We start from the raw sequence: 24,778 nt of genomic DNA on the forward strand, positions 1-24,778 counted from the left end.
ACTACTCTGCAAACGATCCGGATCGAAAGAACGTAAAACTCGCGCTCTCGATCCGATACAGTATCAAATCGGATACGGAATTACATTCAAACCTGCATAACCCTTTTCATAGACTGCAAGATACACTCTTTCCTTTCCTGGGATCACTACGATCAATGTGGAGAATAAATGACCGTCATGCATTCCATAATACAAAGGTATCTTTCCATCTTTTGAAAGCACGAGTAGTCCAGTTCTTCTGGAAACAGGTTGTAAGCGTTCCGGAAGATACAAAATAAATCGTTTCCAGAAAGGATGATCGTGCAACCAAGTCACCAATTTGGATCTTTCGATCACAAGAGCGACCCATACTCTACCTTGTGAATCTCTATCCATTCCATCAGGAAAACCAGGAAGTCCATCGATTACGATCTCGTCTTCTCCAGCCTTATCACCGGACAAATGCAAACGAAGAAGTCTAAATTGCGATACCTCATTCACTAAGATCGAAGTCTCTTTGCTTTGATTGGGGGAATATTCCAACAATATCCCGTCTACATAAGAATATTTGTGAGCCACTAAGCTAACGGACCCTTCCTTTAGATCGATCTTCCAAATATTTCCATTCTTGCCGAGACTCAATGCCTCGTTCCTGGATTGGGTGCTTACTCCAAGGATCGCCTTCTCATGATCATAAGGTTCGGTAAAATAGATCCTTTCTCCGTCAGAGCTGATTGCCAGATCATCTGCTTTTTCTACTGGTTGGGAATTATCTTTAGTTATATCAGAAAATTTTAATGTAATCTGCTTGTTATGTGGATAAAGTTTTCCAAAAGAACTCTTTGTATCCCGGGGATCCGAAGTCGGCATCTTTGGGACACGAGTCGCTATTTTCCTGATAGACTTTGTGGAAACTCTTAGTTCATAGATCCCAGGCCCATTTATATCTACAAGATCATCCTTCTTCCCCCGAGAAGCACAGAAATAGATCCGATCTGGATCTTTAGGATGAGCCACCATTCCTCCTGGCATCAAAGGAGGCTTCACGAAAGGCTCTGCGATATTCTTTTTCAGATCTACTCTCCAAATATAACCGTCGATAGAAGCAGTGAATGCCCTACCCAATTCTTCTTGGAGCAATATCTCGTCCTGAGCGGACACATTCGGGATCAGCTTTTGGATCCCCTTCTTACTTAAGTCTTGCTGGTCCTTTACTTTCTCTATCTCAGAATTATAGGGAAATTGTACACTTCCTTGGATCTGTTGTTTGAAATGTTCCTCAGGAACTTCTAGAAAATTCCAAAAGACAAACATTCCGATCAAGAGAAGGAATAAGAGAAACACTTTCTTTCTATGCATAAGAAGATCATAAAGGAAAGAACACTCGAGCGCTTGAATGATTCCGGTATCATCAATGTTGAACTACGGTCCGCGATAGAAAATAACCAGAATCCATTGACGGAATCTTCCATCACGAAAGCCTTACACGTAAGGCCTCTTCGGTCCGCAAAACGAGAATATTTGGACGGTGATGATGAAAGCTGCAATACTTAAAGAATTTGGAAAGCCTCCCATATATGGGGATTATCCAAACCCAAGTCCCGAGAACTCGGAACAAGTACTAATGCATGTAAAGACTGCCGCGATCAAGAACATAGATAAGTTAAGAGCAAGCGGCACTCACTATGCTAGTTATAAAGAACTTCCTGCGATCGTCGGTCTCGACGGAGTGGGAATCTTGGAGAATGGGACCAAGGTGTATGCGCAAGGGATCACTGGAACTGTCGCTGAACAGGCTCTGATCTCTAAGAACAAACTCACAATCCTTCCCGATGGGATCGATCTATTTCTTGCAGCTGCTCTTCCAAATGCAGTCATAGGAGCAACCATGGCTCTTCATGCAAGAGTGAATCTAAATCGGGGAAATGTAGTGCTCGTCAACGGTGCAACAGGAGTTACCGGACAGTTAGCTGTGCAAGTGGCCAAACATTATGGAGCTTCTAGGATTATAGCCACTGGAAGAAATGAAGAGTCTCTGCAAAAACTAAAAGGATTTGGAGCAGATACAATCATATCCTTGAAACAAAGCGAAGAAGAAGTCTTGGAACAGATCAAAAAGGTCCACAAGGAAACTCCTATCGATATAGTGGTGGATTATCTCTGGGGAAGACCAGTGGAATTATTACTGAAAGCTTTTAAAGGAGGAGGAATAGATTCCCATACTCACCCGGTAAAGATCGTTACGGTAGGAGATATGGCGGGCAAAACCATTTCGTTAGATTCTGCAAGCCTTCGCAGCTCCGATATCCAAATTCTAGGTTCTGGACTCGGAAGTCTTTCTGCAAAGGACATACAAAACTTCAACAATGAGATCCTCCCGGAAATGTTCCAATTGGCTGCAAAAGGAATTCTTAAATTAGAAATCCATAAGGAAGATCTAAAGAATATAGAGCATGCCTGGAATTTAGAGATCTCTTCCGGACAGAGAATGGTCATCTCGATCCAATAAATCTATTTTATTGATCGAATCTTTGGAAATAAATCCGAATCCGTCCTTAAATGCCGAAGTATTTCCCTTGGAATTCTTTGGCTCTAAAAGGAGTCACATAAGGAATGAGAAGGATGGAATTCGGATCACAGGGAAGAATTAAAATCGCCCTGAATAAGGCATCTACATCGTTTCTTCTATAATACGTAGAATGAGAACATTTACCGTCGCAGGTAAGATAATTCGTATAATCTGTAGTTTGTATGAAGTCGGACGCGATTGTTTGACTCAAGCAAACGGTGAACCTTAGATTAGAAACCCCGGAAATCTTATCTCGAGCCTCATTCAAAGTGACTAGGTCGGTTTGAAGACTCGCCTCAGCCTCTAAAAGGATGCAATTGCAAACGAGGAATATTAGAATGAAAAGAAATCTCAAATGCAAAAGATTCACGTATTTTAATTCGAACGAACTTTAACGCTCAAAAACGAAGTGATGATCCAGAATAAATGATATTGTGTCTGGGTCAAGGCCGAATACCCAAAATAAATATCTCGCTTTCTTTCTTCCAATTTGTTTTATATACCACAAAAATAAGCAAGAATCCAAAAGAGATTTGTTACTTCAGGTATAGAATATGGCCAATGTATATTACAATTTTATTTCTTTCTGCAAGGATATGAAATACTTAATCCTCCTATTTCTTATTTTCATCATCTCATTGCACGCGCAGACAAGCATCGCCAAACACCCCTGCTCTGCTCTTAAAACAAAGAATGAACAAAAAGAATGCTTTCTCAAAGAATATAAAAGCGCTGACAAGGAACTGAACGAAGTATATAAGAATATTCGAAAGTCCCTATCTCCAGAGAACGAAGAAGAATTGAAAAAGGTCCAAAGGCCATGGATAGGTTATAGGGATGGACTTTGCGAAGGGCCAATGTATTCCGGAGACGAAACTGGAATAGAAACCATCGCTTGCAAAACGGAAACTACAAGAGAAAGAACCTCTTATCTGCGAAAGGTTTGGAACTTGGGAAAATTCCCCAAGGATGGGATCGGTTCCTATACGGATGGATTCGGTGGAAGGCTGAAACTCTTCCGAAAAAAAGGAAAACCAGTCCACTTCGAATTAGGAGTAGTAAGAGGACCAACGGCTCATCTGGGAGAGATGGATGGAGACTGGACCCCTAATCAAGAAGGTAAATGGACCTGGTCCTCTCCGGCAAATTGCAAGGCAGAAGATCCAGAATGTTGCATTCTCAAATTCCAGACTTTCGATGCTAGGATCGAAGTAGAAGAAATATCTTGCTCAGCATTTCACGGAGCAAGAGCGTATTTCGGCGGAGACTATCGCTACGAATTCAAATAAATGCATTTCTATTGATACCAATCGTTCCATAAAAAGTTAGTTTGCATACCAACTGTTATTAAAAATCCATCTATCCGGAACGTTTTCCTTGACAGGTCTATCTGATCACAGATCTTACATTCGCCCGCTTCTGTAACGGTCGATACACAAAAATAAGACCGGGCTAGAAACAGGAATTTTGAAATTTGAATGAAAGTGAAGAGGTTAATCGAAATGCGTAAGCTAAGTATAGCACTCCTAGTTGCGTTTCTTTGCAGCGGACAATTGTTCGCATCCGGTGGAGGATCTTCCTCCAAACCATTGGCTGGGTCTTACCCCATTGTTCTTTCTCATGGTCTATTCGGCTGGGGAAATGATAATACAGGTCTGATCAATTTACTCAGCTACTGGGGTGGAATGGACACTTACTTGCAATCCCAAGGAGCTACCGTATACGCTCCTGCTAAAACCGCTGCCGGATCTAACGAAACTCGGGGAGCGGAATTGAATAGCAAGGTGCTCGTCTACATGGCGGCTAACGGATTCAGCAAGGTACATATCTTGGGACATTCTCAAGGTGGATTAGATAGCAGATATGCGGCTTCTAATTTGGCCTTAGGCTCCAAAGTCTCCACCTTAACTACATTAAATACTCCTCATAGAGGTTCCCCGATTGCGGACATTATCAGCTCAGTATTGCCTGACTGGATCAAACCATTTGTGGCAGCTATTCTGAATGTATTCGTTCAACTGGTTTGGAATGAAAGTAACCAAGACGTATTGGCCGCTCTCGGCTCTTTGACAGCTGCAGGTACTGCAGTCTTCAATTCTCACACTCCTGATAATCCAAGTGTGAAATATTTCTCCTATGGTTCTTATATCACCCTTCCTGATCTGATCCAGCACCCTTTGATGGGGATCATTCAACCTGCTTGCATCGCAGGAGGATTGATCAACGGTTACGGCGGAACCTGTGATGGACTCGTTCCTTATACTTCCTTGAAATGGGGAACCTTCAAAGGCGGCCCTGACTACGGGATCTTCACAACCGGCGTGGATCATTTACAAGCAGCTAACACATTGAACTCAGGCAAGACTTGGTATGATGTGGAAGGTTATTTCTTAAAAATGATGTCGAATGCGAAAGCAAACCAATAAGTTTCTTTTGGTTGTATGAAACTTAAGAAGCCGGTTTATCACCGGCTTTTTTTATACCTTCTTTTAATAGGATCGATTAAAACCAGTTTTGGAAATAGAAACACACTCATATAAACATTGACATTCTTGATTTTGGCGAGGGAAAATAGGTCGGAAAAAGATGTCTCTCGCCTCTCAGCCAATCATTCTGCAAACAGGAAGCATGAGAAGATATTCTCCTAGCGAATTTCTGAAACCGTTTGTTCAGACCTACCTGATCATAGAGAGTCATGAAGAGCTAAAGAATACACTTATCCCTGGATCTTCTGTAGTATTATTCTTTAAGATCAGAGGAAGCGTTTCCGAATTGGAAGAAGGTTCCGAAACGAGGACCCCTCTTTTTGGCCTAAGTGGTCTCAGAAGAAAGGCAAGGATTGCTCACTATTCTAAAAATTCCTCTATGCTACTTGTTCTTTTCAAAGAAGGTGGAGCGTCTTCCTTTTTTAGAGAACCGATGCATGAGATTTTTGGAATGGGATTGTCCATGGAAAATTTCATGCAGTCTAGTAAGGTCCAAGAGATAGAAGAAAAACTTTTAGAAGCAAAGACAGACCAAGAAAGGATTTCTCGTTTAGAGAGTATTCTAGTCTCTGAATGGAGAGGATCCGGATTCGATCCCTTGATTCGAGAAACGATCCGTAGGATCCGTGCTGCAAAAGGAGATCTCAGGATTGCTGACTTAGTTAAGGGAATGCCGATTAGCAGAGATTCTCTTGAGAAAAAGTTCAGACAAATTATAGGCACAAGTCCAAAACAATATGCAGGAATTATTAGAATGAGAAACCTCATCGATTCCTATTCCCCAGAGAAAAGCCTAACAGAAACAGCGATACAGGCAGGTTTTTTTGATCAGGCTCATTTCATTAAGGACTTTAAGATTTTTACAGGACAAACTCCGAAAGAGTTCTTTAAATCCCCTTCTCCTAGACGTTTCTGGTAATTTCCTGAATTTTTACAATTTTGCGTTTCTTCCTTAGAGTATTCTCTATTGCATGAAAGCAAGAATTCAAAACCACGAAGAAAGCGTTTCGCAAGACATCGCTCCTAAAGAAAGAACCCTTACCGGCTCTATCTTGAATACGCTTGTAAGAAGCATTTTCTTTTCTATTCTCTTAACCTTTTTGATGATCCTCCTGACAGAAGCCATACCTCATAGCAGAGGGATCGGTTTTCCACCAGAGCTGAGGATTAGCGTACTGTTTCCGATTTGTATAGGATTAAGCATCTTAAACGGTTTCTTATATCAATATTTGAAAGCCAGATCTAAACGACCAAAAATCTATTTGGCATTCGCTTCGTTTGCTCAAGTATTTCTGATCGGTTTAATACTATTCATCAGAAATGTTGGATTTCTGCTTTATTCCATACCTGTATTGACTGGAGCATTTCTATCCGTTGTCTGGATTCTTCCTTTTCTTATAGATAGAATTCGGTTTTCCTTACGTTCAAAAATTGTAATATTTATTATCGGAGGGTTAGAGCTGATCTCTTTTGTATCCGCGGTTTCCTTGGATCTTTCGGCTCCTTCTTCCCCAGAAGTCACTTTCGAGATCCCAAAGACGATCTTCGATGCAGAGCAGAAATTCATAGATCTGCCGAGCGGAGCAAGGATCCATTATGTAGATGAGGGAGGAGGAGAGATCTTACTCTTCTTACATGGAAATCCCTCTTGGTCCTATCAGTGGAGAGATCTGATCTCAGGATTAAAAGGATCTTATCGTTGTATCGCATTAGATTATCCTGGATTCGGTCAGTCTATTGCTTCTAAAGGCTTCGGATTTACTCCCAAAGAAGAAAGTATCGTATTAGAAGAGTTTGTTCATATATTAGGATTAAAAGATCTGACCTTGGTGATGCAGGATTGGGGCGGCCCGATCGGTTTGGGATTTGCGGGACGTCATCCGAAATTGGTTAAAAGAATGATTTTAGGAAGCACCTGGGCCTGGAAAACGGATCCGAATTCTCCTAGGGGTATATTCTCTTTTCTTGTAGGAGGACCTATCGGAGAATTTTTCCAGATCAACTTCAATGCATTCTCTCAGGCAGGGATCAAGAATGGGATCGTTCGGAAATTACCTACAGAAGAAATGGATCTTTATATTCGTCCTTTTCTTCCTTCTGGTCAGCGTAGAGGGATCGCAGCATTCTATCCGGGACAAATCACTCAAGCAAATGATTACTTTCAAGAGATAGAAGACTTTCTTTCTAAATTAAAAGAGAAGCCCGCTTTGATCTTCTGGGCCCTACAAGATAAAGGATTTCCTATAGAAGAAAGAGAACGCTTCGAGACAGTATTTCCAAATCATAAAACGATCGAGTTTCCGAATGCGGATCATTTCTTCTTTGAAGATACAAAGGATGAGATGATCCCAGAGATCAAAGAATTTCTATCTGCTCATCCGGTCCGAGAATAGAATGTACTTTAAAACGAATCTGAATCCGGATGTCTTGCATGAATACAGATCAGTTAAAAGAACGTCTGAACTCTTGCGGAGAGAGATTCGTTTTACTTTTAAATAATTTACTGAAAGACTGGGAATGTTCGAAGCCCAGTTCGTAGGCAATCGCGGCAATAGGAAGATCAGTCGTAGACAATTTTTCTTTTGCCTTTTCGATCAACTTATCATGAATATGCTGCTGAGTGCTTTGTCCGGTCAGAACCTTAAGCAACCCGCTTAGATAGTTCGGAGAAACATTCAGTGCATCTGCCACGAATTGGACCGAAGGAAGTCCTTTTTGCTTCAGATCTCCTTCCTGAAAATATTCCGTTAGAACTATTTCCAACCTATCTAAAACCTTGTGATTGGTAATCTTTCTAGTGATAAACTGACGATGATAGAATCTCTCCGCATAATTGAGCAATGTTTCTATCTGTGAGATAATTATATCCTGACTGAATCTATCTATATTGGAATGATACTCCTGTCGAATATTTTGAATGGTATTATTTGCGGTGGCCTCTTCTTTTTCGGATAGAAATAAGGCTTCATTCACCGAATAATCAAAATATTCATATTTTTTAATATTCTTTGCTAAGGATGTATTCCAGATAAAATCGGGATGAATGAGCAATATCCACCCGGAATGCTCCGGGCGAAGATCACTATTTACTTCAATCCTAAAGACTTGACCAGGTGCCATAAAGAACAAGATCCCCTCGTCAAAATCGTATTCCTGATGTCCGTATTTCATCTTTACGGCAGAGTTTCTCTTCAACGAGATTGAATAAAAATCAAGGGTCCAACTAGTAACATTGAATTCTGAAGAGTGTCGAATCGCTGCATAATCCACCACGCTAATCAAAGGATGCTCCGGTTTCGGGAGACCCCTTAACTGATGGAATTCATTGATGCTCTTGATCCTATACGGCTTATTGTTTGTCATCCGATCAAATCCATTCTTATGAGTTATACACTTTTGCAAAATCCTTTGCAAAGTCTTTTAACTTGGTCCTTCCTAAGACCGGCTTATTGCGGTTATAATCCTCATACAATACGCCTCCTCTTCTGGATGCGTTCATTTCAGTATAACCCTTGGCAGCCTTCGGAGTCATTCCGGAGGCGATCATTCCTTTCATTAATTCTTCATCAGAAATGACCATCCATTCCAGATCTGGCTTTCCGATCGCCTCCCCCAAGATCTTTGCTACTTCATTTGGAGAAACTTCATCACTTGCAATGTAACGGAAGCTTCGGCCTTCGAAAGGATTTTCTATTTCTTCGGCTATTACTTTCGCAATGTCCAAAGGTGATACCCAAGGCTCTCTCTCGTCTCCCCCATAATTGGAAACAATAGCACCTTGTGTCTTCATCGTTTGCACAAACCCAAACAGATTGTAATAAAAGCCGACCGGACGCATGAACTTAATGGAAACATCCTCAGGCAACTCTCTCAATATATTTTCCGCATCGTAATGAAATGCAAGAATTCCATTTCCCTTATCGGTATGAGCACCGATGCTACTCAGATGGATCACTTTCTTTATTCCTGATTTCAAGATCGCTTCCTTATAACTCTTTGCGATCCGATGAATCTCTTCTACAAAGTCTATGCTCGTATCGAAGAAGCTTTCGAATCCGACTGCTTCCATCGCATACACAATATCTGCACCGTGAAAGATCTTTGCTAAGAAATCACTGTCCTGCATTTTACCGATAGCTGCAGTAGCTCCCAATGCTTCTATCTCATTCTTCCTTTCCGGATTGCTGCTTATTACTACAACCGAATGTCCTTTTTGAACCAACTCTTCCGTAAGTGGCCTACTAATATGTCCTAACGAACCTGTAACTACGATCTTCATTGATCTTCTCCTGAATTAGAGATACTTATATAAGCGGTATTTCTAATTCTGATCCGTTTAGAACATCAGAAGTTCGTTTTAGCTTGATTATTCGTGTAGCCGAATCTCAGACGAATGTAGCCATATTTAAGGCTTTAGAGAAACTTAAACTAGCGATTAGTCCTTGGTCGATATTCGTACTTATCTTTACAAACTTCAAAAAGAGAAATATTTTGGATTTTCGATCAATCCGATTTCCATAAACAATGGAATGAATCGGATCAAAATAAGGAGATCCAATGAGATCAATAAGCAATCTTTCTCGGAATATACGAAACGTTTCATCGCTACTACTTATCGCAATTCTTGCGTTAGGATTCGTTGCATGCGCATCAGCAACTTTGAAACCTAAAATAGAAGTCCCGAGTTCTCAAAGTCTCATCCAGATACAGCCGATCTTTCACGGAAGCCTTGTGCTTACGATCGGAGATAAAACGATCTATGTGGACCCTTCTTGGGGTGGAGAAAAATATAAGGATCTGAAAAAACCGGACCTGATCGTAATTACCGATATTCATCCGGACCACCTGGATCTAAAGACTTTGGGCGAGATTGCTACGAAAGACACTCCAATTATTGCTCCAGAAGCAGTCGCAAAAGAGGCAAAAGAATACACCCATATCACTCGCTTGAAAAACGGACAATCGACTTCGGTAAACGATATAAGTTTCACTGCTGTTCCGATGTATAATATTACTAAAGAACATTTAGATAAACATACCAAAGGAAGAGGAAACGGCTATCTGATCAAGTTCGGCGGAAAAACGATCTATATCTCCGGAGATACAGAAGATATCAAAGAAATGAGATCATTAAAGAATATTGATATTGCCTTTCTTTGCATGAACCAACCGTATACGATGACTGTCGAAAAAGCTGCAGACGCAGTGAAAGACTTCAAACCGAAAGTCGTTTATCCATATCACTACCGTGGAAAGGACGGACTGAGTGACACTGAAAAATTCAAAGCGCTCGTAAAGGAATCAAGCCCTAGCACAACTGTTGAATTGATCAACTGGTATTAAGACCCTAAAGAATAGTCTCGGGGAGAAGTTTAGGCTTCCTTCCTGGGACTTTGAGAATCGATCATTCTTCAGGAGCATCCGGCAAGAGTGATTTTCTAAACTCCTGAGGAGTCAGTCCCGTATACTTCTTAAAAGAATCGTAAAATGAGGACTTAGATTGGAATCCCACCGAAAATGCAAGATCCAGTATGTTTACAGAAGGATCGTTTAAGATAATTCTCTTCGCCTCTTCTATCCTGTATTTCTTAAGAAGATCCGGAAAGGATATATTCAAAACTTGGTTCAGAAGCTCGGAGACCTGATGAACGGATAAGCCCAGAACAGCAGCAAGATCACTGATGCGCAACTCTTCCTCTAAATAGATCTTATCTTCGTCAAGAAGTCGGTTCAGACGAGCAAGGGCTTCGTCCACATTGATCCCTATGATAGTCGACTTCCTTTTTTCATTGGAAGAATCCGACTGATTCTCAAGCACACTATTTTGGAAGCTCTCTAGCTCCTTCCTCCGTAATGCGATCTCAAATTCCAATTCTCTGATTCGAGTCCGAACGACTCGGCTTGTCAGGAATATATTGATAGGAACGAAGAAACCTATAAAGAAAAGAAAACTCTTACCATCAAAGGAGAAGTAGGTCTTATAAGAGATGATATTCAGGATCTCTATCGCAAGAAGAGAGAACATACTCATAGCGAACCAACGAGTCTGGATCGTCTTTCGCTTCATCGCGATAAGGCTTAAGATAATCGCAGTACCAGTCACCGCCAAGTAGAGGATCGTAAAAGAGCGAGAAATAAATAACCTAGGAAACTGAGTAAAACTCAAGGCGACTAATATTGCCGTCAGAATATTGACCGAGTTATAGAAGTACCAAACAGGTTTGAAATTCTGTTTGATCTTGAGAAAATAAGAAACCCAAAGAGTGCCAGAGATGATCAGGTATCCGATCATGATCTTCTTTCCCAAGGAAAGAGGAAATCCGAGTCCAGGAAAGAGGTATCTGGATGCTATTCCCGACACGAATAAAAATGTAAGCCCCATGCCTATGGAAAAAAGGATCTGATACAGAATCCATTTGGAACGAAGACGAACATAGGAATTGATCAGATATGCGATCTGAACGATCACAAGTGCAAGAAGTGAAAACACAATCCCGGAATAAAGAGTAGTAATGGAATACAACTCCTCTGCACTTACTAAGCGAACCTCTGAAAGAATATAGTTCCTAGATTGGATTCTCACCTTAATTTCAGAGCTGCTCTCGAGGAACTTACGGAGTGGAAAAACGGGAAAAATGCCGGGAATCAGCCATTGGTCGACTGGATGAGCAAAACCTGCCTGCAAGCAATTGTCCTTGAGATCACAAACCTGAACCGAATCCAGGTGACTCCATGGAAAAATTAAGAATTCGGTCTTAGATTCCTCAGGTAAATTCCCGATCCGAAAGCGAAGATCGATCGGTTCCGGATAGAATCCCCAGTCCAGAAGCACCGAGAAATCATCGATCTGCTTCCAATTCGCGTGATCCCGGTCCAGAATGCGCAGGTGACCGACCTTGTTCTCATCCCCTTGGGAATAAATCTGAGAAAAGGCTCCAGAAACCAGGATCAAAAATAGAAATACTTTTATTCTAGACACTTTGATCGCTCAAAAACCCAGTCCAGGCTTATAAACCGGGACGATTTTCTCCTTCGTAAATGCTACAAATATAAGAGGGAAATGAAATGAAACAGAAAACACCGTCAACCCCTTCCTACCTTGGGCATCCTAATTGGCCATTATCAAGCCGATTTGGACATTTGCAAATCCATTATACGGACACCAGGGCCATAATTGAGTATTCGAACCGAATCGTACAATATTTTGGTACGAGGGAAGAATCGGACTCATTCGGGATCGAATCATGAATCTGATCCATTCAATTGGAACAGTAAACTTAAACGTGCAGCATGCCATAAGATTGGTGGATGTCTATTAAGAACTTTTCAGCTTACATCGCTAAGAACATCTCACTCTCATTCATTCAGGGAGCATCGAAATGTGATCATCGCAAGATATTCACTGGACCGAATGCACGCCCTTCCCTTCCCATTATAAATTCTTTATATTCAATCATCCTCAAGGGACGAAATCATATTATGTTTTTCGAAAATACTTATTTCGGTCGTAAAGATCGAACTTTTTTGACGTCAGATATTTCTAAATTAGTAGAGGACAGAGAAAGACGCTCTTCGATTTCAGAACGCCACTCTTTCCTTCAGTTACTCGGAGCTTACAATAAATGAATGAAATCGTTTTAATCGCACTCAAGAGACCTTACACTTTCGTGGTCCTTGCTATTCTGATCCTACTTTTCGGGATCCAATCTATCTTTAAGGCTCCGACAGACGTCTTTCCGAATATCAAGATACCGGTCATTTCGGTTGTATGGGGTTATCAGGGAATGCTTCCTTCCGACGTTGCAGGAAGGATTACTTACTTCTTCGAAAGAGCATTAACCAGTACTGTAGAAGGGATCAAGGCTATCAATAGTAGATCCTATTACGGAAGTAGTATCATCAATATCGAACTACAACCTGACACGAACCTTGCGGGAGCCGAAGCGGAGGTAGCGGCCATCTCGCAAACGGTGGTGACGTCCCTGCCTCCGGACATCTCACCACCTATGATCATGCGCTTGGAGGCGTCTTCCGTTCCTGTTGCTATGCTTCAGGTAACTTCGGAGAAGATGACTCCGGCAGAACTCTATAACCTTGCATTCATGAGGATTCGTTCCTTGCTCGTAACCATTCCTGGCGCGATCATTCCTCAGCCTTACGGCGGAACACCTATGCAGCTTTTAGTTTCTTTAGATAAGCAGAAGCTTCTCTCCAGGAATCTTTCTCCTATGGATGTGTTTAAGGCATTCAACGAACAGAGTGCAGTGTTACCTGCGGGAGACCAAAAGATCGGCAAGACAGATTGGATGGTAATGACAAATGCTATCCCTCTTGCTGTAGAAGATTTCAATGATATTCCTATTAAGCGAGTCGGCAATAGCACTTTCTTCATGAGAGACGTTGCAAACGTTGCCTTAGGCGGCCCTCCTCAGTTGAACTCCGTTCTCGTAGATGGAAAGCAATCCGTCCTAATCGTTGTAATGAAAAGTGGCGAGGCTTCCACATTGGACGTGGTTGACGGAATCCGCAAAGTAATGCCAAGGATTAAACAGATCGCTCCGGACGACGTTGAGATCAAAATGTTGAACGATGCATCCGTCTTCGTTAAGGACTCTATCGAGAACGTGGTTCACGAGATGGTATTAGCCGCAGGCCTTACCGGACTCGTAGTATTGCTGTTCTTAGGTTCTTGGAGAGCGACTACAATCATCGCTACCTCTATTCCTCTTTCTCTTTTGAGTTCACTCATCGGTCTTCACATGCTTCACGAATCCATTAACGTGATGACCTTGGGAGGTTTGGCATTGGCCGTCGGTATCCTCGTGGACGACGCCACGGTAATGATCGAGAATATCGACACCCACATTGAGATGGGCAAACCGTTAGAAACTGCAATCATTGATGCTGCGAACGAGATCGTGATCCCGACTTTCGTTGCGACACTCGCGATCGTGATCGTTTGGTTCCCTCTCTTCGAATTGAGCGGGGTTTCCGGCTGGCTCTTCAAGCCTATGGCAGAAGCGGTGGCATTGGCGATGATTGCTTCCTTCATTCTTTCCAGAACTCTTGTCCCTACCATGGCCAAGTATCTTCTGACTGCGCATGATCATGGACACGGAAATGGACATGGATCACATTCCAAACCTAGCGCGAAACCATCCAAGCAAATCCATGCAGTTCATCACGAAACATTTGTGACTAAGAGATTAAATCTTCCGATTACCTTGCTAGGCGAAGCGGTCGGATATCTGAAACGTTTTCAAAAAAGCTTCGAGCATGGATTTACAGACTTCAGAGAGCGTTACTATATCATACTGCAAAGAGTCATTGCGAACCGTAAGAAATTCGTGCTTGTATTCCTTTGCATTGCAACTGGTTCTCTTGTTCTATTCTATCTGAACGGAAGAGACTTCTTCCCAGAGATCAAGGCGGGAACCTTGCAAATGCATATGCGCGCTCCTCTTGGAACTCGTATTGAAGTTTCAGGAAGGATTGCTACTCTCGTTTCAGAAGATATTAAGAAATTACTTCCAGACAAGGTAGAAAGCGTTCTCAGTAACTGTGGACTTCCAGTAGGTCCTCACAACCTTGCGTTCATTCCTACTCCAACCATCGGTTCCCAGGACTGCGACTTAACGATCGAGCTGAAAGACGAAGAGTCTCCGGTTTGGGATTACAGACAGACCCTGAGAAAAGGTTTAACAGAACTTTATCCAGGAACCATATTCACCTTCCAACCTGCGGACTTGACTGCGAAGATTCTAAACTTCGGTTCCCCTTCCCCCATCGATATTCAAATCAACGGGATGGATTTGGAGCAGAACTTCGCATTCGCTCAAAAGCTACAGGGAAAACTTAGAACCATCCCTGGATCTGCGGACGTTGTGATCCAACAAACGATGAGCACTCCTACTCTGCTTGTGAACGGGAACAGAAGTCTCGGCATCAACGTTGATCTTCCTCTGAAAGCAGTTGCAGAGAATATGCTCTTAGCGACTTCGGGAAGCCAACAGATCGACCAAGAGTATTGGATGGATCGTAAGACCGGTCTTTCTTATCAGATCAATATCTATGTGCCTCAGCCTCAGATGAGAAGAACGGAAGACCTACTCACCGTTCCTATCAATAAGGGAGACCTAGAAGACAATTCTGAGAATCGGATCCAACTCTTAGGAAATCTCGCGACCATTACTCCTACAGGAACTCCTGGTCTCGTAACCCACCAAAACCTTTTGCCTCTGATAGACGTTTACGTTTCTGCAGAAGGAAGAGACTTGGGCGGTGTTCTTAGCGACGCGGAACGCATCATGGAATCCATGAAGAGCGAGCTTCCGAGAGGAGCCGCAATCGAGATCCTTGGCCAGGCAGAAACCATGAGAAGCGCTTATATCGAGCTCTTAGGTGGATTGGTTCTTGCGATCTTACTCGTGTATCTGTTGATCGTGGTGAACTTCCAGTCTTGGACAGATCCGTTCATCATCATCACAGCTCTTCCTGGAGCGTTAGCCGGAATTGCTTGGTCCCTATTCCTCACACGCACATATATTTCGGTGCCTGCATTAACAGGAGCGATCATGTGTATGGGAACAGCGACTGCAAACTCCATCTTAGTAGTATCTTATGCAAGAGACCGCTTGATGGTTCACGGAGATGCAGTCAAGGCTGCAATCGAAGCAGGTTATTCTCGGATCAGACCGGTAATCATGACAGCTTCCGCGATGATCATAGGAATGGTTCCTATGTCCATGAGTAATTCCCAAAACGCTCCGTTAGGTCGTGCCGTAATCGGAGGACTGTTAGTGGCAACATTCGCTACTCTCTTCTTCGTTCCATGTATCTACGCAATCGTATACAACAACAAATCAAACGCACAAAAAGGATAACCCCATGATCCCAAAATTACCTAAAAGAAAACTTTTAACTCTTTCTTCGATCTCATTCGGAGGTATATTCCTTTGCTATGTATTCTATCAACAGATTCATAGCGCGGAGAAGTTCAAACAGGAAGCACTGGAAGGTTCCATTCCTAAGGTTTCCGTAGTCAATCCAGAGCCTCCTAATCCGTTGGAGACAATCACTCTTCCTGGGACCATCAGAGCATGGTACGAAGCTGTAATCTACGCACAGGTCTCCGGTTATGTGAAGATGTGGTACAAGGATTACGGTGCGGAGGTGAAAGAAGGGGACGTTCTCGCAAGGATCCGAGTCCCTGCTCTGGATGCGGAATATGCGCAAGCAGAGGCAGATCTGGATTCTCAGAAAGCAAAGTACAAACTTGCTGCAGTTACCGCAGATCGTTATTTAGCATTAAGAAATTCTCATGCAGTTTCCGAGCAGTCCATTTCGGTCGCAGTTGCCGACAAAAACTCCGAAGAAGCTAAGATGAAATCCGCAGAGAAGAACGTGGACAAGTTTAAGGCAAGAATGAATTTCAAAACGATCGTTTCTCCATTTAACGGAGTCGTGATCCAAAGGAATATCAACGTTGGAGACTATGTAAACCAAGAAGGGAATATTGACGACAGCAAAACGCCTTCTAACCTTTTCACAGTTGCAGAGATCCACAGGATGAGATTATTCGTTTCCGTTCCGGGAACCTTTGCGTATCTCCTGAAGCCTGGTCTAACCGCAGAGTTAACAGTGCAGCAATTTCCGAACAGGAAATTTGTCGCGAACTTCCTTACTGTAGCTAAAGGCTTCGACCTGAATATGAGAACGGTAGTAGCAGAGTTCACAATCGATAACAAGGACAGATCTCTATGGCCTGGTTCTTACGCTCAAGTAACTCTTACCGCTGCGGTGAAGAAGGATCTCTTAACGATTCCTTCCAGTTCTCTTGTTTTCGATGAGAAAGGAACACAAGTAGCGACAGTTACCGATGACAACAAGATCCATTTCAAGCCGATCACAATCAACAAGATTGTCGATACCATCATTGAAGTAAGGGACGGAGTTGATACAAGCGATCGAATCGTAAACAACCCTTCCGCTTCTCTTTTAGAAGGAGACGAAGTAAAGGTGGTCGAGCCAAGAACTGGATATGCGGATATGAATGTTACTAAAAAAGATAATACAAAACATGCACCCGTAGCGTCCAAATGAGCAAAACCTTATACATAAAGATAAATAAAACAACCGCCTTACGAATCGTTCTTAGAAAATGGGCCGCGCTCTTACTAGTTCCAGTTTTACTTGTTTCTTGTTTGAGCGGTCCCGCGATAGATCTTGCTCCTAAGTATAAGAGCGCTGAGTTTGTGGTTCCGGAATCCTGGAGTGGATCCGGTCCCTTTGTTAAAGCAAATCCTTCTGAAGGAGAAGCGATACAAAGTGATTGGTGGAGGCTCTTTCACGATCCGGTACTGAATCGATTAGAGGAACTTGCGATCTCTGCAAACCCGGATTTGCAAGCCGCAGCAGAACGTTTCGTCCAAGCAAGAGATGAAATGCTTAAGATCCGTTCCCAATTGATTCCTCATTTAGGGGTAGGATTAAGCGGTTCGAATAATAAGCAATCCGACAACCGTCTGTTTCGTGGAGATGGAGAGCACACACGCGAAGGGACCGCATCTCTCGGAAGCCTTGCTTCTTGGGAACCTGACTTTTGGTCTTCTATCCGAAATTCTACGCGTGCTCAAATCTACAATGCTCAGTCAGTAGCGGCGGATTATGCCCTAGCTAGATTGAGCTTACAAGCAGAGCTCGCATCCGATTACTTCACCTTCAGAGGGTTGAATGCACAGGATAATACGTATCGAATCTCTATCGAGTATTATGAGCAGTCTCTTAATCTTGTAAACCTACGATACAGGAATGGGCTTGCTCCCGAACTGGATGTACAGAGAGCTAAGTTTCTTCTCTCCAGCACTCAGGCAAAACGCTTGGACATACAGGCTAAGATGCGAGTGATAGAAAATGCGATTGCGATCCTAGTCAACAGGGCTCCGTCCAATTTCAAGATCCCTCCTGTAGATGATCTACAAATGGCTTCGTTCAAGGTACCGGCAATTTTACCTGCCACCCTTTTGGAGCGTAGACCGGATGTAGCTTCTATGGAACGTAAAATGGCAATGGCGAACCGGACTATCGGGATCGCTCGTGCCGCCTTCTTTCCGAATATTTCGTTTAACGCAGGAGGAGGTTTCGAGGGGGGAATGAACTTAGTCCAGTTAGCGAATAGCTTCTGGTCTTATGGCTCGACTGTTTCTCTTCCCATCTTCCAAGGGGGCTATCGTAGAGCTCAATTGCAACAAGCATGGTCTGCGTATCGCGAAACGGAAGATAACTATCGCTCCACAGTATTGAACGCATTTAGAGAAGTGGAAAATGGTCTGACTGAAACTTCCCTCATGTCTACACAATCGGAACGCCAGGATGCCGCAGTGGATGCTGCCTTGCAGGTGCAGAATATGACCATGGCATTGTACCAAGGGGGACTCAGTAACAGCTTGGAATTGATTTATGCCCAGGTCAGTACCATGGAAGCTCGAATTGATGCCATTCTAGTCAAAACGGAATTGAATAAAGCGTCTGTTCGATTGATACGTGCGTTAGGCGGTGGTTGGAAGAACGATCAATTACCTCCGGACGATAAGATCCAACCATTCAATATCTTTGATATTCCTGGTAAGAAACCTGATCCTGCCGGCGGAATCGATGTGAATACGGATGAAAATAATGCCAATGCGAAGGACAAGGATCTAACAGCGCCTAGTTTGGATAAGTGATCTCCGACCGAGTAAAACTCATCAAGGAAAAAGCAAGACTCTGTTGCTGAGCTGATCGGTCAGCCAGAGTCCATTGCACGGACTGAAACTAAGTCCCATAGGATTCCTCACATAAGCGGCAGAAACGATATTAGAAGCATTCGTCGAGACGAAATCCGGTTCTCCGAGTACCTTATCCGCATTCATTCCATTGGAGAATGGAGAAGAAAAATGCAACGCTCTACTATTTCCGTTATCTCCTACCCAAACCCCACCGTTTAGATCCGTGGAGACTCCAGAAGGCCCACCGAAACTATCATCTTGCGTGGTTCCCGATCCTGTGCTGGTAAAGTCCGGAGCTCCTAGTACGACATCAGCATTCATTCCATTAGAAAAAGGAGAAGAAAATCTTAATACTCTCTGATTACTTGAGTCTGCGACCCAGAGATGATTATTCTTATCCACTGTTATTCCTTGCGGATAATTCAATTTATTCTGCGCTAATCCTAAAGTGCGAGTTATAAAATCAGTTTGTCCGATCACTATATCCGCACTCATACTATTCGTTAAAGGAGGAGAGAAATGAAGTACTCTGTAATTCATATAGTCACTCACCCAAACACCCCCAGCAAGATCTATAGCTCCTTGCATCGGATAATAAAGTTTATTTGAAGTGATTCCCGCTGATCCTGTTCCCAGCATGATATCGAATGTTCCTCCGGTGGCCACGCCGTTAGGAAAATGAATGACTCTATGATTATTTTGGTCTCCTACCCAAACTCCTCCCTGAGGTTCTCCAGTTACAAAGCTAACACCAGACATGCCCGCAGTTAAAACGATATCGGGGCTCATTCCATTCGTTAAAGGAGGAGAGAAATGGAGAACTCTCGCATTTCCAGAATCCCCAACCCAGACACCACCTTTATAGTCGTGAGCCACTCCTCTAGGATCATACAATTGATTTAAACCCGAACCGGACGCGGACGAAACAAAATCGCTTTGTCCGAGAACTAGGCTAGCATTCTCTCCTGTCTTTAAGGTCCCGCATTCGCTCGCGATCCCGTTACAAGGAGAAGTATCGTTTCCTAATATTTGAGCGAGTAGAGTAAATTTCCAATAGGAATCGCTCGAACGATCACACATGCTTTCCGTCTTGACCGCGCCACAGTTAAGAAAGAAAACAAGAATGCATACGAATAAGAAGTAAGGAGTTTTGCTTATTCGAAAGAGGATCATAGACATTTAGGATTATACGACGTGCAAGAGATACTTTTGTATAGAAATAATTTTCGAAAACGTAATTTACTCTATCACTCGAATGAGTGGCCTGATCTGATCGGAAATAGATGGATCAATACAGGCGGACCATGTTCTGATTCGATAATCCAAATAGCTTGGATGAAAAAAGACGATAAGCGATAGTGCATTAAAAGTAAGATTCTCCGTTGACTTTCGAACTTAATTGTTAGAATGTCTTCTTTGTGTTTAAAAATTCCTTTATCCTAATTTTCTTCCTTACAATCGGTTTCTTTACAACTCCTGCGCATGCTTGGTGGAATCATTTTCTCTTCAACAAACCTGCTCTCGAAAGTTTGCCGGAACTCGTTTCAGCACCGAAAGTCCAAGTAGAATCTCTCGAAGACTTCTTACTGAAAGAAAAAGACGGTCTCGTTTCTCTCATGGACCAAATGGAAAATGAAGCAAGCCATACTTACTCGAAAAATTCTCCGAGACCGGAGCTACTAGCTTTCAAGGGAGGAGATCGAAAAACGATCCGAAATCATTTTCTAAGAGCTCTTAGAGTAAATCCGGGCACTCCCTTAGGATATTATTTACAGAATCTTCCCGGGCAAACTCTTCCAGGAAAAAAATCCAATCCCAATACAGTTAGTATCTACGGGGAGAAGGATCTAAAGCAAGATTACGAATTTTATGATATTCGAATGGGAGAGATGGTAAGTCCCCTCGAGGTACTCGCAACCGCAGGAGACGAACCCGATTTCGGTCTCGACTTGAATCTATTCGTCGATAACGGAGAAGAGATAGGAAAGGATTATAATTTTGGAATACAATCTTTCGGAGATTCTAAGATCTATTATAGTACTCAAGTTCCATTTCATATCGGTTATTATCATGAATCACCTATTATCTTCTTAGCTGCAGACTTTTTGACTCGCACCTATCCTCGGTATAGAGTGTTTCAATTTCAAACTCTCTCCCGTTACGCCTTCCAAACCGGTCATAAGTATTGGGGATATCGATTCTTAGGCTGGGGAATGCATTATGTAGGAGATCTGACGCAACCATATCATGCGAGAGTTCTTCCGAATTACGGTACACTCGGTATGCTTTGGATCAATATCAAAGCTATATTCGGATTTGAAAATGCTAAGAATGAAGCAATCGATCGGATCTCGAATCGTCACCAAACGATCGAAAAATATCATTTTACAATGCTCAGAAACGCGTATGCAAAGAAAGATGTAACTCATCCGTTTATTCAAAGCGTAAAGCAAAGGAATCTGGACAATACATTCGGAGAATATAACGATTCCTATATTATAAATATATTAACCAAGGAAAGCTACGATATTTCAGATAAGATCGATACCCTAATCGATGATTCGAATCTTCTTACAGGTTTTTCTGAAGGGAATCTATTGCCGCAGATCAACCAAAAGTCATTAGTCGAATTAGATTCTGCAATTACAGAACACATGAAAAGTGTAGGTTCGCATATTCGGAATTACGTAAGGGCAGGATTGCCAAAATAATCGAAAGCATAAGGAAACAATCGTGAATCTAATCTTCCCCATCCTCATCGCAATTTTTTCAGGACTCGCAATGTCCATTCAACCTGGTATCAATTCTTTATTAGGTAAAAGCCTAGAAAGTCCTTGGTTAGCATCAACAGTCTCTTTTTTAGTGGGCACAATCGTACTTGCCCTCACCGCATTCGCTTTAGGAGAAATGAAATCTGCTTCTTTCTTAGTGCAAACTGCTAAAGAAAATCCTTGGTGGATCTGGACAGGAGGACTTTTAGGAGCGATTGTAGTTACCTCCGCTCTCGTTTTTGCTCCTAAGTTAGGCGCAACTAGTTGGCTCGCGCTTTTCCTATTCGGACAAGTCCTTACTTCTATACTCTTGGAAAAATGGGGAATATTAGGTTTTCCTGAAAAACCCATTTCTCTACAGAAATGGGTCGGAATGGGCTTACTGATCCTGAGTGCTTGGCTAGTTCGGAAAGGTTGATTTCATTAGATCTAAGGCGACGTCCAGGATCATATCTTCCTGGCCTCCGACCATTTTCCGTTTTCCTAATTCGATGAGAATATCCACCGTTTTAATCCCGAATTTGCGAGAAGCCTCTTCTGCATGACGTAGAAAACTGGAATAGACTCCCGCATATCCGAGTGCCAGAGTCTCCCGATCCACTCGCACTGGTCTGTCTTGTAAAGGGCGAACCAAATCTTCGGCGGCGTCCATTAAGGTAAATAGGTCCGTTCCATGATTCCAATTCATGCGGGAGGCAGCAGCAATAAATACTTCTAAGGGAGCATTTCCAGCACCGGCACCCATGCCCGCAAGACTCGCATCAATTCGATCACATCCTTCTTCCACAGCTACAATCGAATTTGCCACTCCTAAGGAGAGATTGTGATGCGCATGTATCCCCGTTTGGGTTTTCGGATTCAAAACATCCTTCATCGCTTTAAAACGATCTCGGATATCATTCATACTCATTGCCCCGCCGGAATCAACGATATAGATACACTCTGCACCGTAACTTTCCATTAACTTACCTTGCTCCGCTAATTTTAGAGGAGGAATCATGTGACTCATCATCAAAAAACCGACGGAATCCATTCCCAAATGCCTTGCATATTCGATATGTTGTTTAGATATATCCGCTTCCGTACAATGCGTGGCTACTCGCACCGAACGAGCACCTGCGTTATACGCTTCTTTTAGATCATGAATGGTGCCTATACCAGGAAGAAGCAAGGTCGCAATTCTTGCATGTTTTACGATTTGAACCGCTTCTTCAATCATCTCCAGATCGGTATGAGCTGAAAATCCATAGTTAAAGCTAGAACCTTGCAGTCCATCCCCGTGAGCTATTTCAATGCTATCTACTTTAGCATTGTCCAGAGCTTGTACTATATTCTTTACGTGAGAAAGCGAATATTGATGGCGTATTGCATGACTTCCATCTCTCAGAGTCACATCGGAAATATAAAGCTTATTGCCTTGAGCAAGAGTCATTTTGCAGTCTCCCGTAATTTATAGTTTTGTAATTTAGCGATCTTCTCCCCGGCAGCCATGGCCGCAGAAGTCATGATATCCAAATTCCCTGCAAAAGAAGGTAGATAATGCGCAGCCCCTTCTACTTCTATAAAAACTGTGGTCTTCAACCCTGACATAGTTCCTACACCTGGAATTTTCAGAGGACTATCCTTGGAGATGAAATCGAATAAGATTTTCTGTTTCAGACGATATCCTGGAACGTAACTCTGCACTGCCGCTACCATATCCAAGATAGAAGCTTCTATCTTGGATATATCCTCCGATTCTGAGAGTATATAGATCGTGTCTCTCATCATAGGTGGAGGTTCAGCCGGATTCATGACTATAATCGATTTTCCTTTTGTTGCTCCACCTACCGATTCTAACGCTTTAGAAGTGGTTTCCGTAAATTCGTCTATATTCGCTCGAGTACCAGGTCCTGCTGATTTACTACTGATGGAGGCAACGATCTCAGCATAATGGACCTTTGCAATCTTAGAAACCGCATATACAATCGGAACGGTTGCTTGTCCCCCACAAGTAATCATGTTAATATTTTTCTGATGCAGATTCTCTTCCAAATTTACTACCGGAATGCAGTAGGGACCAATCGCTGCAGGAGTTAGATCAATCATTCGTATATCCGGGTTCTTACTTCTTAATATTTTGTCGTTCTCAATATGAGAATGCGCCGAAGTAGCATCAAATACGATCTCGATCTCGGAAAAATCAGGAAATTCTAATAAACCATTTACTCCTTTATGCGTAGTTCTAACCCCTAACCGTTCGGCTCTTGCCAATCCGTCAGAATTCGGATCGATACCAACGAGTGCCTCAACTTTCAAGTCTTTCGAGTTCCTCAAAATTTTGATCATCAAGTCAGTTCCTATATTTCCTGATCCGATAATTGCAGTTTTTACTTTTCGTTCCATAAGAAGTACCTAATGTAAAAGATTGAATTAAACCATTGTGCAAGAAACTCTGCCGAGCCCCTTTATCTCTGCATCCAAACTGTCGCCGATCTGAATGGGCACCATCGGCCCTAAAGCACCGGAGAGAATGATCTCTCCCTCTTTCATTCCCTGGCCTCTCTCTATTAGGTTTTTTGCAAGCCAATAGGCAGCTCTTAGCGGATTGTTCAAGCAAGCAGCACCGGATCCGAGAGACTCAATTTTCCCGTTTTTTCGAAGAGACATCCCGACTCCCGCTAAATCCAAATTTCCCAATGAAACCGGTTGATTTCCTAAAACGAATAGTCCACATGAAGCGTTATCCGATACAGTGTCTTCCAATTGGATCTTCCAATCCAGAATGGCGCTATCTACTATCTCAAGAGCAGGAAGAGCATAGAGGATTGAATTCAAAAATTCCCCGTAGCTCGGAATACTTCCTTGGATCGGTCGAGCTAAAATGAAAGCGACCTCCGCTTCAATCTTTGGCTGCAAGAGTTTAGAAGTAGGTACTTCATCCAAATCCAGATACTCCATATCTGAAAAAAGAGTACCAAAGTCTGGCTGATCGACTCCTAACTGGGTTTGAACGGACTTAGATGTCAGTCCTATCTTCTTGCCTATCTCCTTAGAGCCGGTTTGCAATCTTTCCGAATGATTGATCTTAGCAATTTCATAAGAAATTTCTAAACCACGGATTCCGTATGTTTGAGTGATTGGAGGGATCGGCCTTTTGCTTCTTCTCGCTTCCCTTAGTGCAAAGGCAGCCGATTGTATATTCGAAGGATCCTCTTTATCACCCAT

Annotated in this window: 20 protein-coding genes; 11 read left to right on the top strand and 9 right to left on the bottom strand. The window is 42.7% G+C overall.

The features are described 5' to 3' along the window. Positions 1-63: 63 nt before the first annotated feature. Positions 64-1,338 (bottom strand): SMP-30/gluconolactonase/LRE family protein, encoded by a 1,275-nt coding sequence (locus tag EHO59_RS16825; protein WP_135589606.1) that lies wholly within the window; start codon positions 1,336-1,338, stop codon positions 64-66. A 172-nt stretch (positions 1,339-1,510) separates the two neighbouring features. On the opposite strand from EHO59_RS16825, the gene EHO59_RS16830 reads away from it, so the two are divergent. Beyond that, positions 1,511-2,488 carry a quinone oxidoreductase family protein gene (locus EHO59_RS16830; RefSeq protein WP_210413096.1) on the top strand — a complete coding sequence of 326 codons (978 nt, stop codon included), beginning with the start codon at positions 1,511-1,513 and terminating at the stop codon, positions 2,486-2,488. Between the two features lie 46 nt (positions 2,489-2,534). Here the strand turns inward: EHO59_RS16830 and EHO59_RS16835 are convergent, their stop codons facing one another. Beyond that, positions 2,535-2,918: a hypothetical protein gene (locus EHO59_RS16835; protein ID WP_135589607.1), complete on the bottom strand. Its 384-nt coding sequence runs from the start codon at positions 2,916-2,918 to the stop codon at positions 2,535-2,537. 184 nt (positions 2,919-3,102) lie between these two features. On the opposite strand from EHO59_RS16835, the gene EHO59_RS16840 reads away from it, so the two are divergent. The 4 genes from EHO59_RS16840 to EHO59_RS16855 all read left to right on the top strand — a co-directional run bounded on the left by EHO59_RS16840 (position 3,103) and on the right by EHO59_RS16855 (position 7,427). After that, positions 3,103-3,837, top strand: a complete 735-nt coding sequence (locus EHO59_RS16840) for a lysozyme inhibitor LprI family protein (RefSeq protein ID WP_246053004.1) — start codon at positions 3,103-3,105, stop codon at positions 3,835-3,837. A 213-nt stretch (positions 3,838-4,050) separates the two neighbouring features. Next, positions 4,051-4,974 (top strand): lipase family alpha/beta hydrolase, encoded by a 924-nt coding sequence (locus tag EHO59_RS16845; protein WP_135589608.1) that lies wholly within the window; start codon positions 4,051-4,053, stop codon positions 4,972-4,974. 160 nt (positions 4,975-5,134) lie between these two features. Further along, positions 5,135-5,953, top strand: coding sequence for a helix-turn-helix transcriptional regulator (locus EHO59_RS16850; RefSeq protein WP_246053006.1), 819 nt, complete (start codon positions 5,135-5,137; stop codon positions 5,951-5,953). 52 nt (positions 5,954-6,005) lie between these two features. Then, positions 6,006-7,427, top strand: a complete 1,422-nt coding sequence (locus tag EHO59_RS16855; RefSeq protein ID WP_135589609.1) for an alpha/beta fold hydrolase — start codon at positions 6,006-6,008, stop codon at positions 7,425-7,427. Between the two features lie 49 nt (positions 7,428-7,476). Here the strand turns inward: EHO59_RS16855 and EHO59_RS16860 are convergent, their stop codons facing one another. Both EHO59_RS16860 and EHO59_RS16865 read right to left on the bottom strand, forming a co-directional pair. Beyond that, positions 7,477-8,397: a helix-turn-helix domain-containing protein gene (locus EHO59_RS16860; RefSeq protein ID WP_135589610.1), complete on the bottom strand. Its 921-nt coding sequence runs from the start codon at positions 8,395-8,397 to the stop codon at positions 7,477-7,479. A gap of 16 nt (positions 8,398-8,413) precedes the next feature. Further along, positions 8,414-9,313 (bottom strand): SDR family oxidoreductase, encoded by a 900-nt coding sequence (locus EHO59_RS16865; RefSeq protein WP_135589611.1) that lies wholly within the window; start codon positions 9,311-9,313, stop codon positions 8,414-8,416. 278 nt (positions 9,314-9,591) lie between these two features. On the opposite strand from EHO59_RS16865, the gene EHO59_RS16870 reads away from it, so the two are divergent. Continuing rightward, positions 9,592-10,377 (top strand): MBL fold metallo-hydrolase, encoded by a 786-nt coding sequence (locus EHO59_RS16870; protein ID WP_135589612.1) that lies wholly within the window; start codon positions 9,592-9,594, stop codon positions 10,375-10,377. Between the two features lie 61 nt (positions 10,378-10,438). On the opposite strand, the gene EHO59_RS16875 is transcribed toward EHO59_RS16870, so the two are convergent. Further along, positions 10,439-12,013 carry a helix-turn-helix domain-containing protein gene (locus tag EHO59_RS16875; RefSeq protein ID WP_135589613.1) on the bottom strand — a complete coding sequence of 525 codons (1,575 nt, stop codon included), beginning with the start codon at positions 12,011-12,013 and terminating at the stop codon, positions 10,439-10,441. Between the two features lie 643 nt (positions 12,014-12,656). On the opposite strand from EHO59_RS16875, the gene EHO59_RS16880 reads away from it, so the two are divergent. From EHO59_RS16880 to EHO59_RS16890, 3 genes are read left to right on the top strand one after another with little or no spacing between them, the layout of a single operon-like run. Continuing rightward, positions 12,657-15,917 (top strand): efflux RND transporter permease subunit, encoded by a 3,261-nt coding sequence (locus EHO59_RS16880; protein ID WP_135589614.1) that lies wholly within the window; start codon positions 12,657-12,659, stop codon positions 15,915-15,917. Between the two features lie 4 nt (positions 15,918-15,921). Beyond that, positions 15,922-17,136 (top strand): efflux RND transporter periplasmic adaptor subunit, encoded by a 1,215-nt coding sequence (locus EHO59_RS16885; protein ID WP_135589615.1) that lies wholly within the window; start codon positions 15,922-15,924, stop codon positions 17,134-17,136. Further along, entirely contained in the window at positions 17,133-18,758 is a 1,626-nt protein-coding gene (locus EHO59_RS16890; RefSeq protein WP_135589616.1) for an efflux transporter outer membrane subunit, read from the top strand. The genes EHO59_RS16885 and EHO59_RS16890 overlap by 4 nt, the downstream gene beginning before the upstream one ends. Positions 18,759-18,779: 21 nt before the next feature. Here EHO59_RS16890 and EHO59_RS16895 read toward each other — a convergent pair whose 3' ends face one another. After that, positions 18,780-19,880 carry an NHL repeat-containing protein gene (locus EHO59_RS16895; RefSeq protein ID WP_167882131.1) on the bottom strand — a complete coding sequence of 367 codons (1,101 nt, stop codon included), beginning with the start codon at positions 19,878-19,880 and terminating at the stop codon, positions 18,780-18,782. Between the two features lie 338 nt (positions 19,881-20,218). Here EHO59_RS16895 and EHO59_RS16900 point away from each other — a divergent pair, with 338 nt between their 5' ends. Both EHO59_RS16900 and EHO59_RS16905 read left to right on the top strand, forming a co-directional pair. Continuing rightward, the gene (locus EHO59_RS16900) at positions 20,219-21,511 is read left to right on the top strand and encodes a phospholipase C/P1 nuclease family protein (RefSeq protein ID WP_246053008.1); all 1,293 of its coding nucleotides are present in this window, start codon (positions 20,219-20,221) and stop codon (positions 21,509-21,511) included. Positions 21,512-21,533: 22 nt separating this feature from the next. Continuing rightward, a complete protein-coding gene (locus EHO59_RS16905; RefSeq protein ID WP_135589618.1) occupies positions 21,534-21,989 on the top strand; it encodes a DMT family transporter in 456 nt (151 codons plus the stop codon). Here the strand turns inward: EHO59_RS16905 and dmpG are convergent. From dmpG to EHO59_RS16920, 3 genes are read right to left on the bottom strand one after another with little or no spacing between them, the layout of a single operon-like run. Continuing rightward, a complete protein-coding gene (dmpG, locus tag EHO59_RS16910) occupies positions 21,972-23,003 on the bottom strand; it encodes a 4-hydroxy-2-oxovalerate aldolase (RefSeq protein WP_135589619.1) in 1,032 nt (343 codons plus the stop codon). The two genes, EHO59_RS16905 and dmpG, sit on opposite strands and share 18 nt — an antisense overlap. Then, positions 23,000-23,956, bottom strand: coding sequence for an acetaldehyde dehydrogenase (acetylating) (locus tag EHO59_RS16915; RefSeq protein ID WP_135589620.1), 957 nt, complete (start codon positions 23,954-23,956; stop codon positions 23,000-23,002). Before EHO59_RS16915 ends, dmpG begins: the two co-directional genes overlap by 4 nt. Positions 23,957-23,983: 27 nt before the next feature. Next, entirely contained in the window at positions 23,984-24,778 is a 795-nt protein-coding gene (locus EHO59_RS16920) for a 2-keto-4-pentenoate hydratase (protein ID WP_135589621.1), read from the bottom strand.

The organism is Leptospira semungkisensis, assembly GCF_004770055.1.
GTDB classification, from domain to species: Bacteria; Spirochaetota; Leptospiria; order Leptospirales; family Leptospiraceae; genus Leptospira_B; species Leptospira_B semungkisensis.

Excerpts from the sequence above, each read along its gene's own strand:
- EHO59_RS16825 (WP_135589606.1), bottom strand. The coding sequence starts at position 1,338 with ATGCATAGAAAGAAAGTGTTTCTCTTATTCCTTCTCTTGATCGGAATG.
- EHO59_RS16830 (WP_210413096.1), top strand. The coding sequence starts at position 1,511 with ATGATGAAAGCTGCAATACTTAAAGAATTTGGAAAGCCTCCCATATAT.
- EHO59_RS16840 (WP_246053004.1), top strand. The coding sequence starts at position 3,103 with ATGGCCAATGTATATTACAATTTTATTTCTTTCTGCAAGGATATGAAA.
- EHO59_RS16845 (WP_135589608.1), top strand. The coding sequence starts at position 4,051 with ATGCGTAAGCTAAGTATAGCACTCCTAGTTGCGTTTCTTTGCAGCGGA.
- EHO59_RS16850 (WP_246053006.1), top strand. The coding sequence starts at position 5,135 with ATGTCTCTCGCCTCTCAGCCAATCATTCTGCAAACAGGAAGCATGAGA.
- EHO59_RS16855 (WP_135589609.1), top strand. The coding sequence starts at position 6,006 with ATGAAAGCAAGAATTCAAAACCACGAAGAAAGCGTTTCGCAAGACATC.
- EHO59_RS16860 (WP_135589610.1), bottom strand. The coding sequence starts at position 8,397 with ATGACAAACAATAAGCCGTATAGGATCAAGAGCATCAATGAATTCCAT.
- EHO59_RS16865 (WP_135589611.1), bottom strand. The coding sequence starts at position 9,313 with ATGAAGATCGTAGTTACAGGTTCGTTAGGACATATTAGTAGGCCACTT.
- EHO59_RS16870 (WP_135589612.1), top strand. The coding sequence starts at position 9,592 with ATGAGATCAATAAGCAATCTTTCTCGGAATATACGAAACGTTTCATCG.
- EHO59_RS16880 (WP_135589614.1), top strand. The coding sequence starts at position 12,657 with ATGAATGAAATCGTTTTAATCGCACTCAAGAGACCTTACACTTTCGTG.
- EHO59_RS16885 (WP_135589615.1), top strand. The coding sequence starts at position 15,922 with ATGATCCCAAAATTACCTAAAAGAAAACTTTTAACTCTTTCTTCGATC.
- EHO59_RS16890 (WP_135589616.1), top strand. The coding sequence starts at position 17,133 with ATGAGCAAAACCTTATACATAAAGATAAATAAAACAACCGCCTTACGA.
- EHO59_RS16895 (WP_167882131.1), bottom strand. The coding sequence starts at position 19,880 with ATGTGTGATCGTTCGAGCGATTCCTATTGGAAATTTACTCTACTCGCT.
- dmpG (WP_135589619.1), bottom strand. The coding sequence starts at position 23,003 with ATGACTCTTGCTCAAGGCAATAAGCTTTATATTTCCGATGTGACTCTG.
- EHO59_RS16915 (WP_135589620.1), bottom strand. The coding sequence starts at position 23,956 with ATGGAACGAAAAGTAAAAACTGCAATTATCGGATCAGGAAATATAGGA.
- EHO59_RS16920 (WP_135589621.1), bottom strand. The coding sequence starts at position 24,778 with ATGGGTGATAAAGAGGATCCTTCGAATATACAATCGGCTGCCTTTGCA.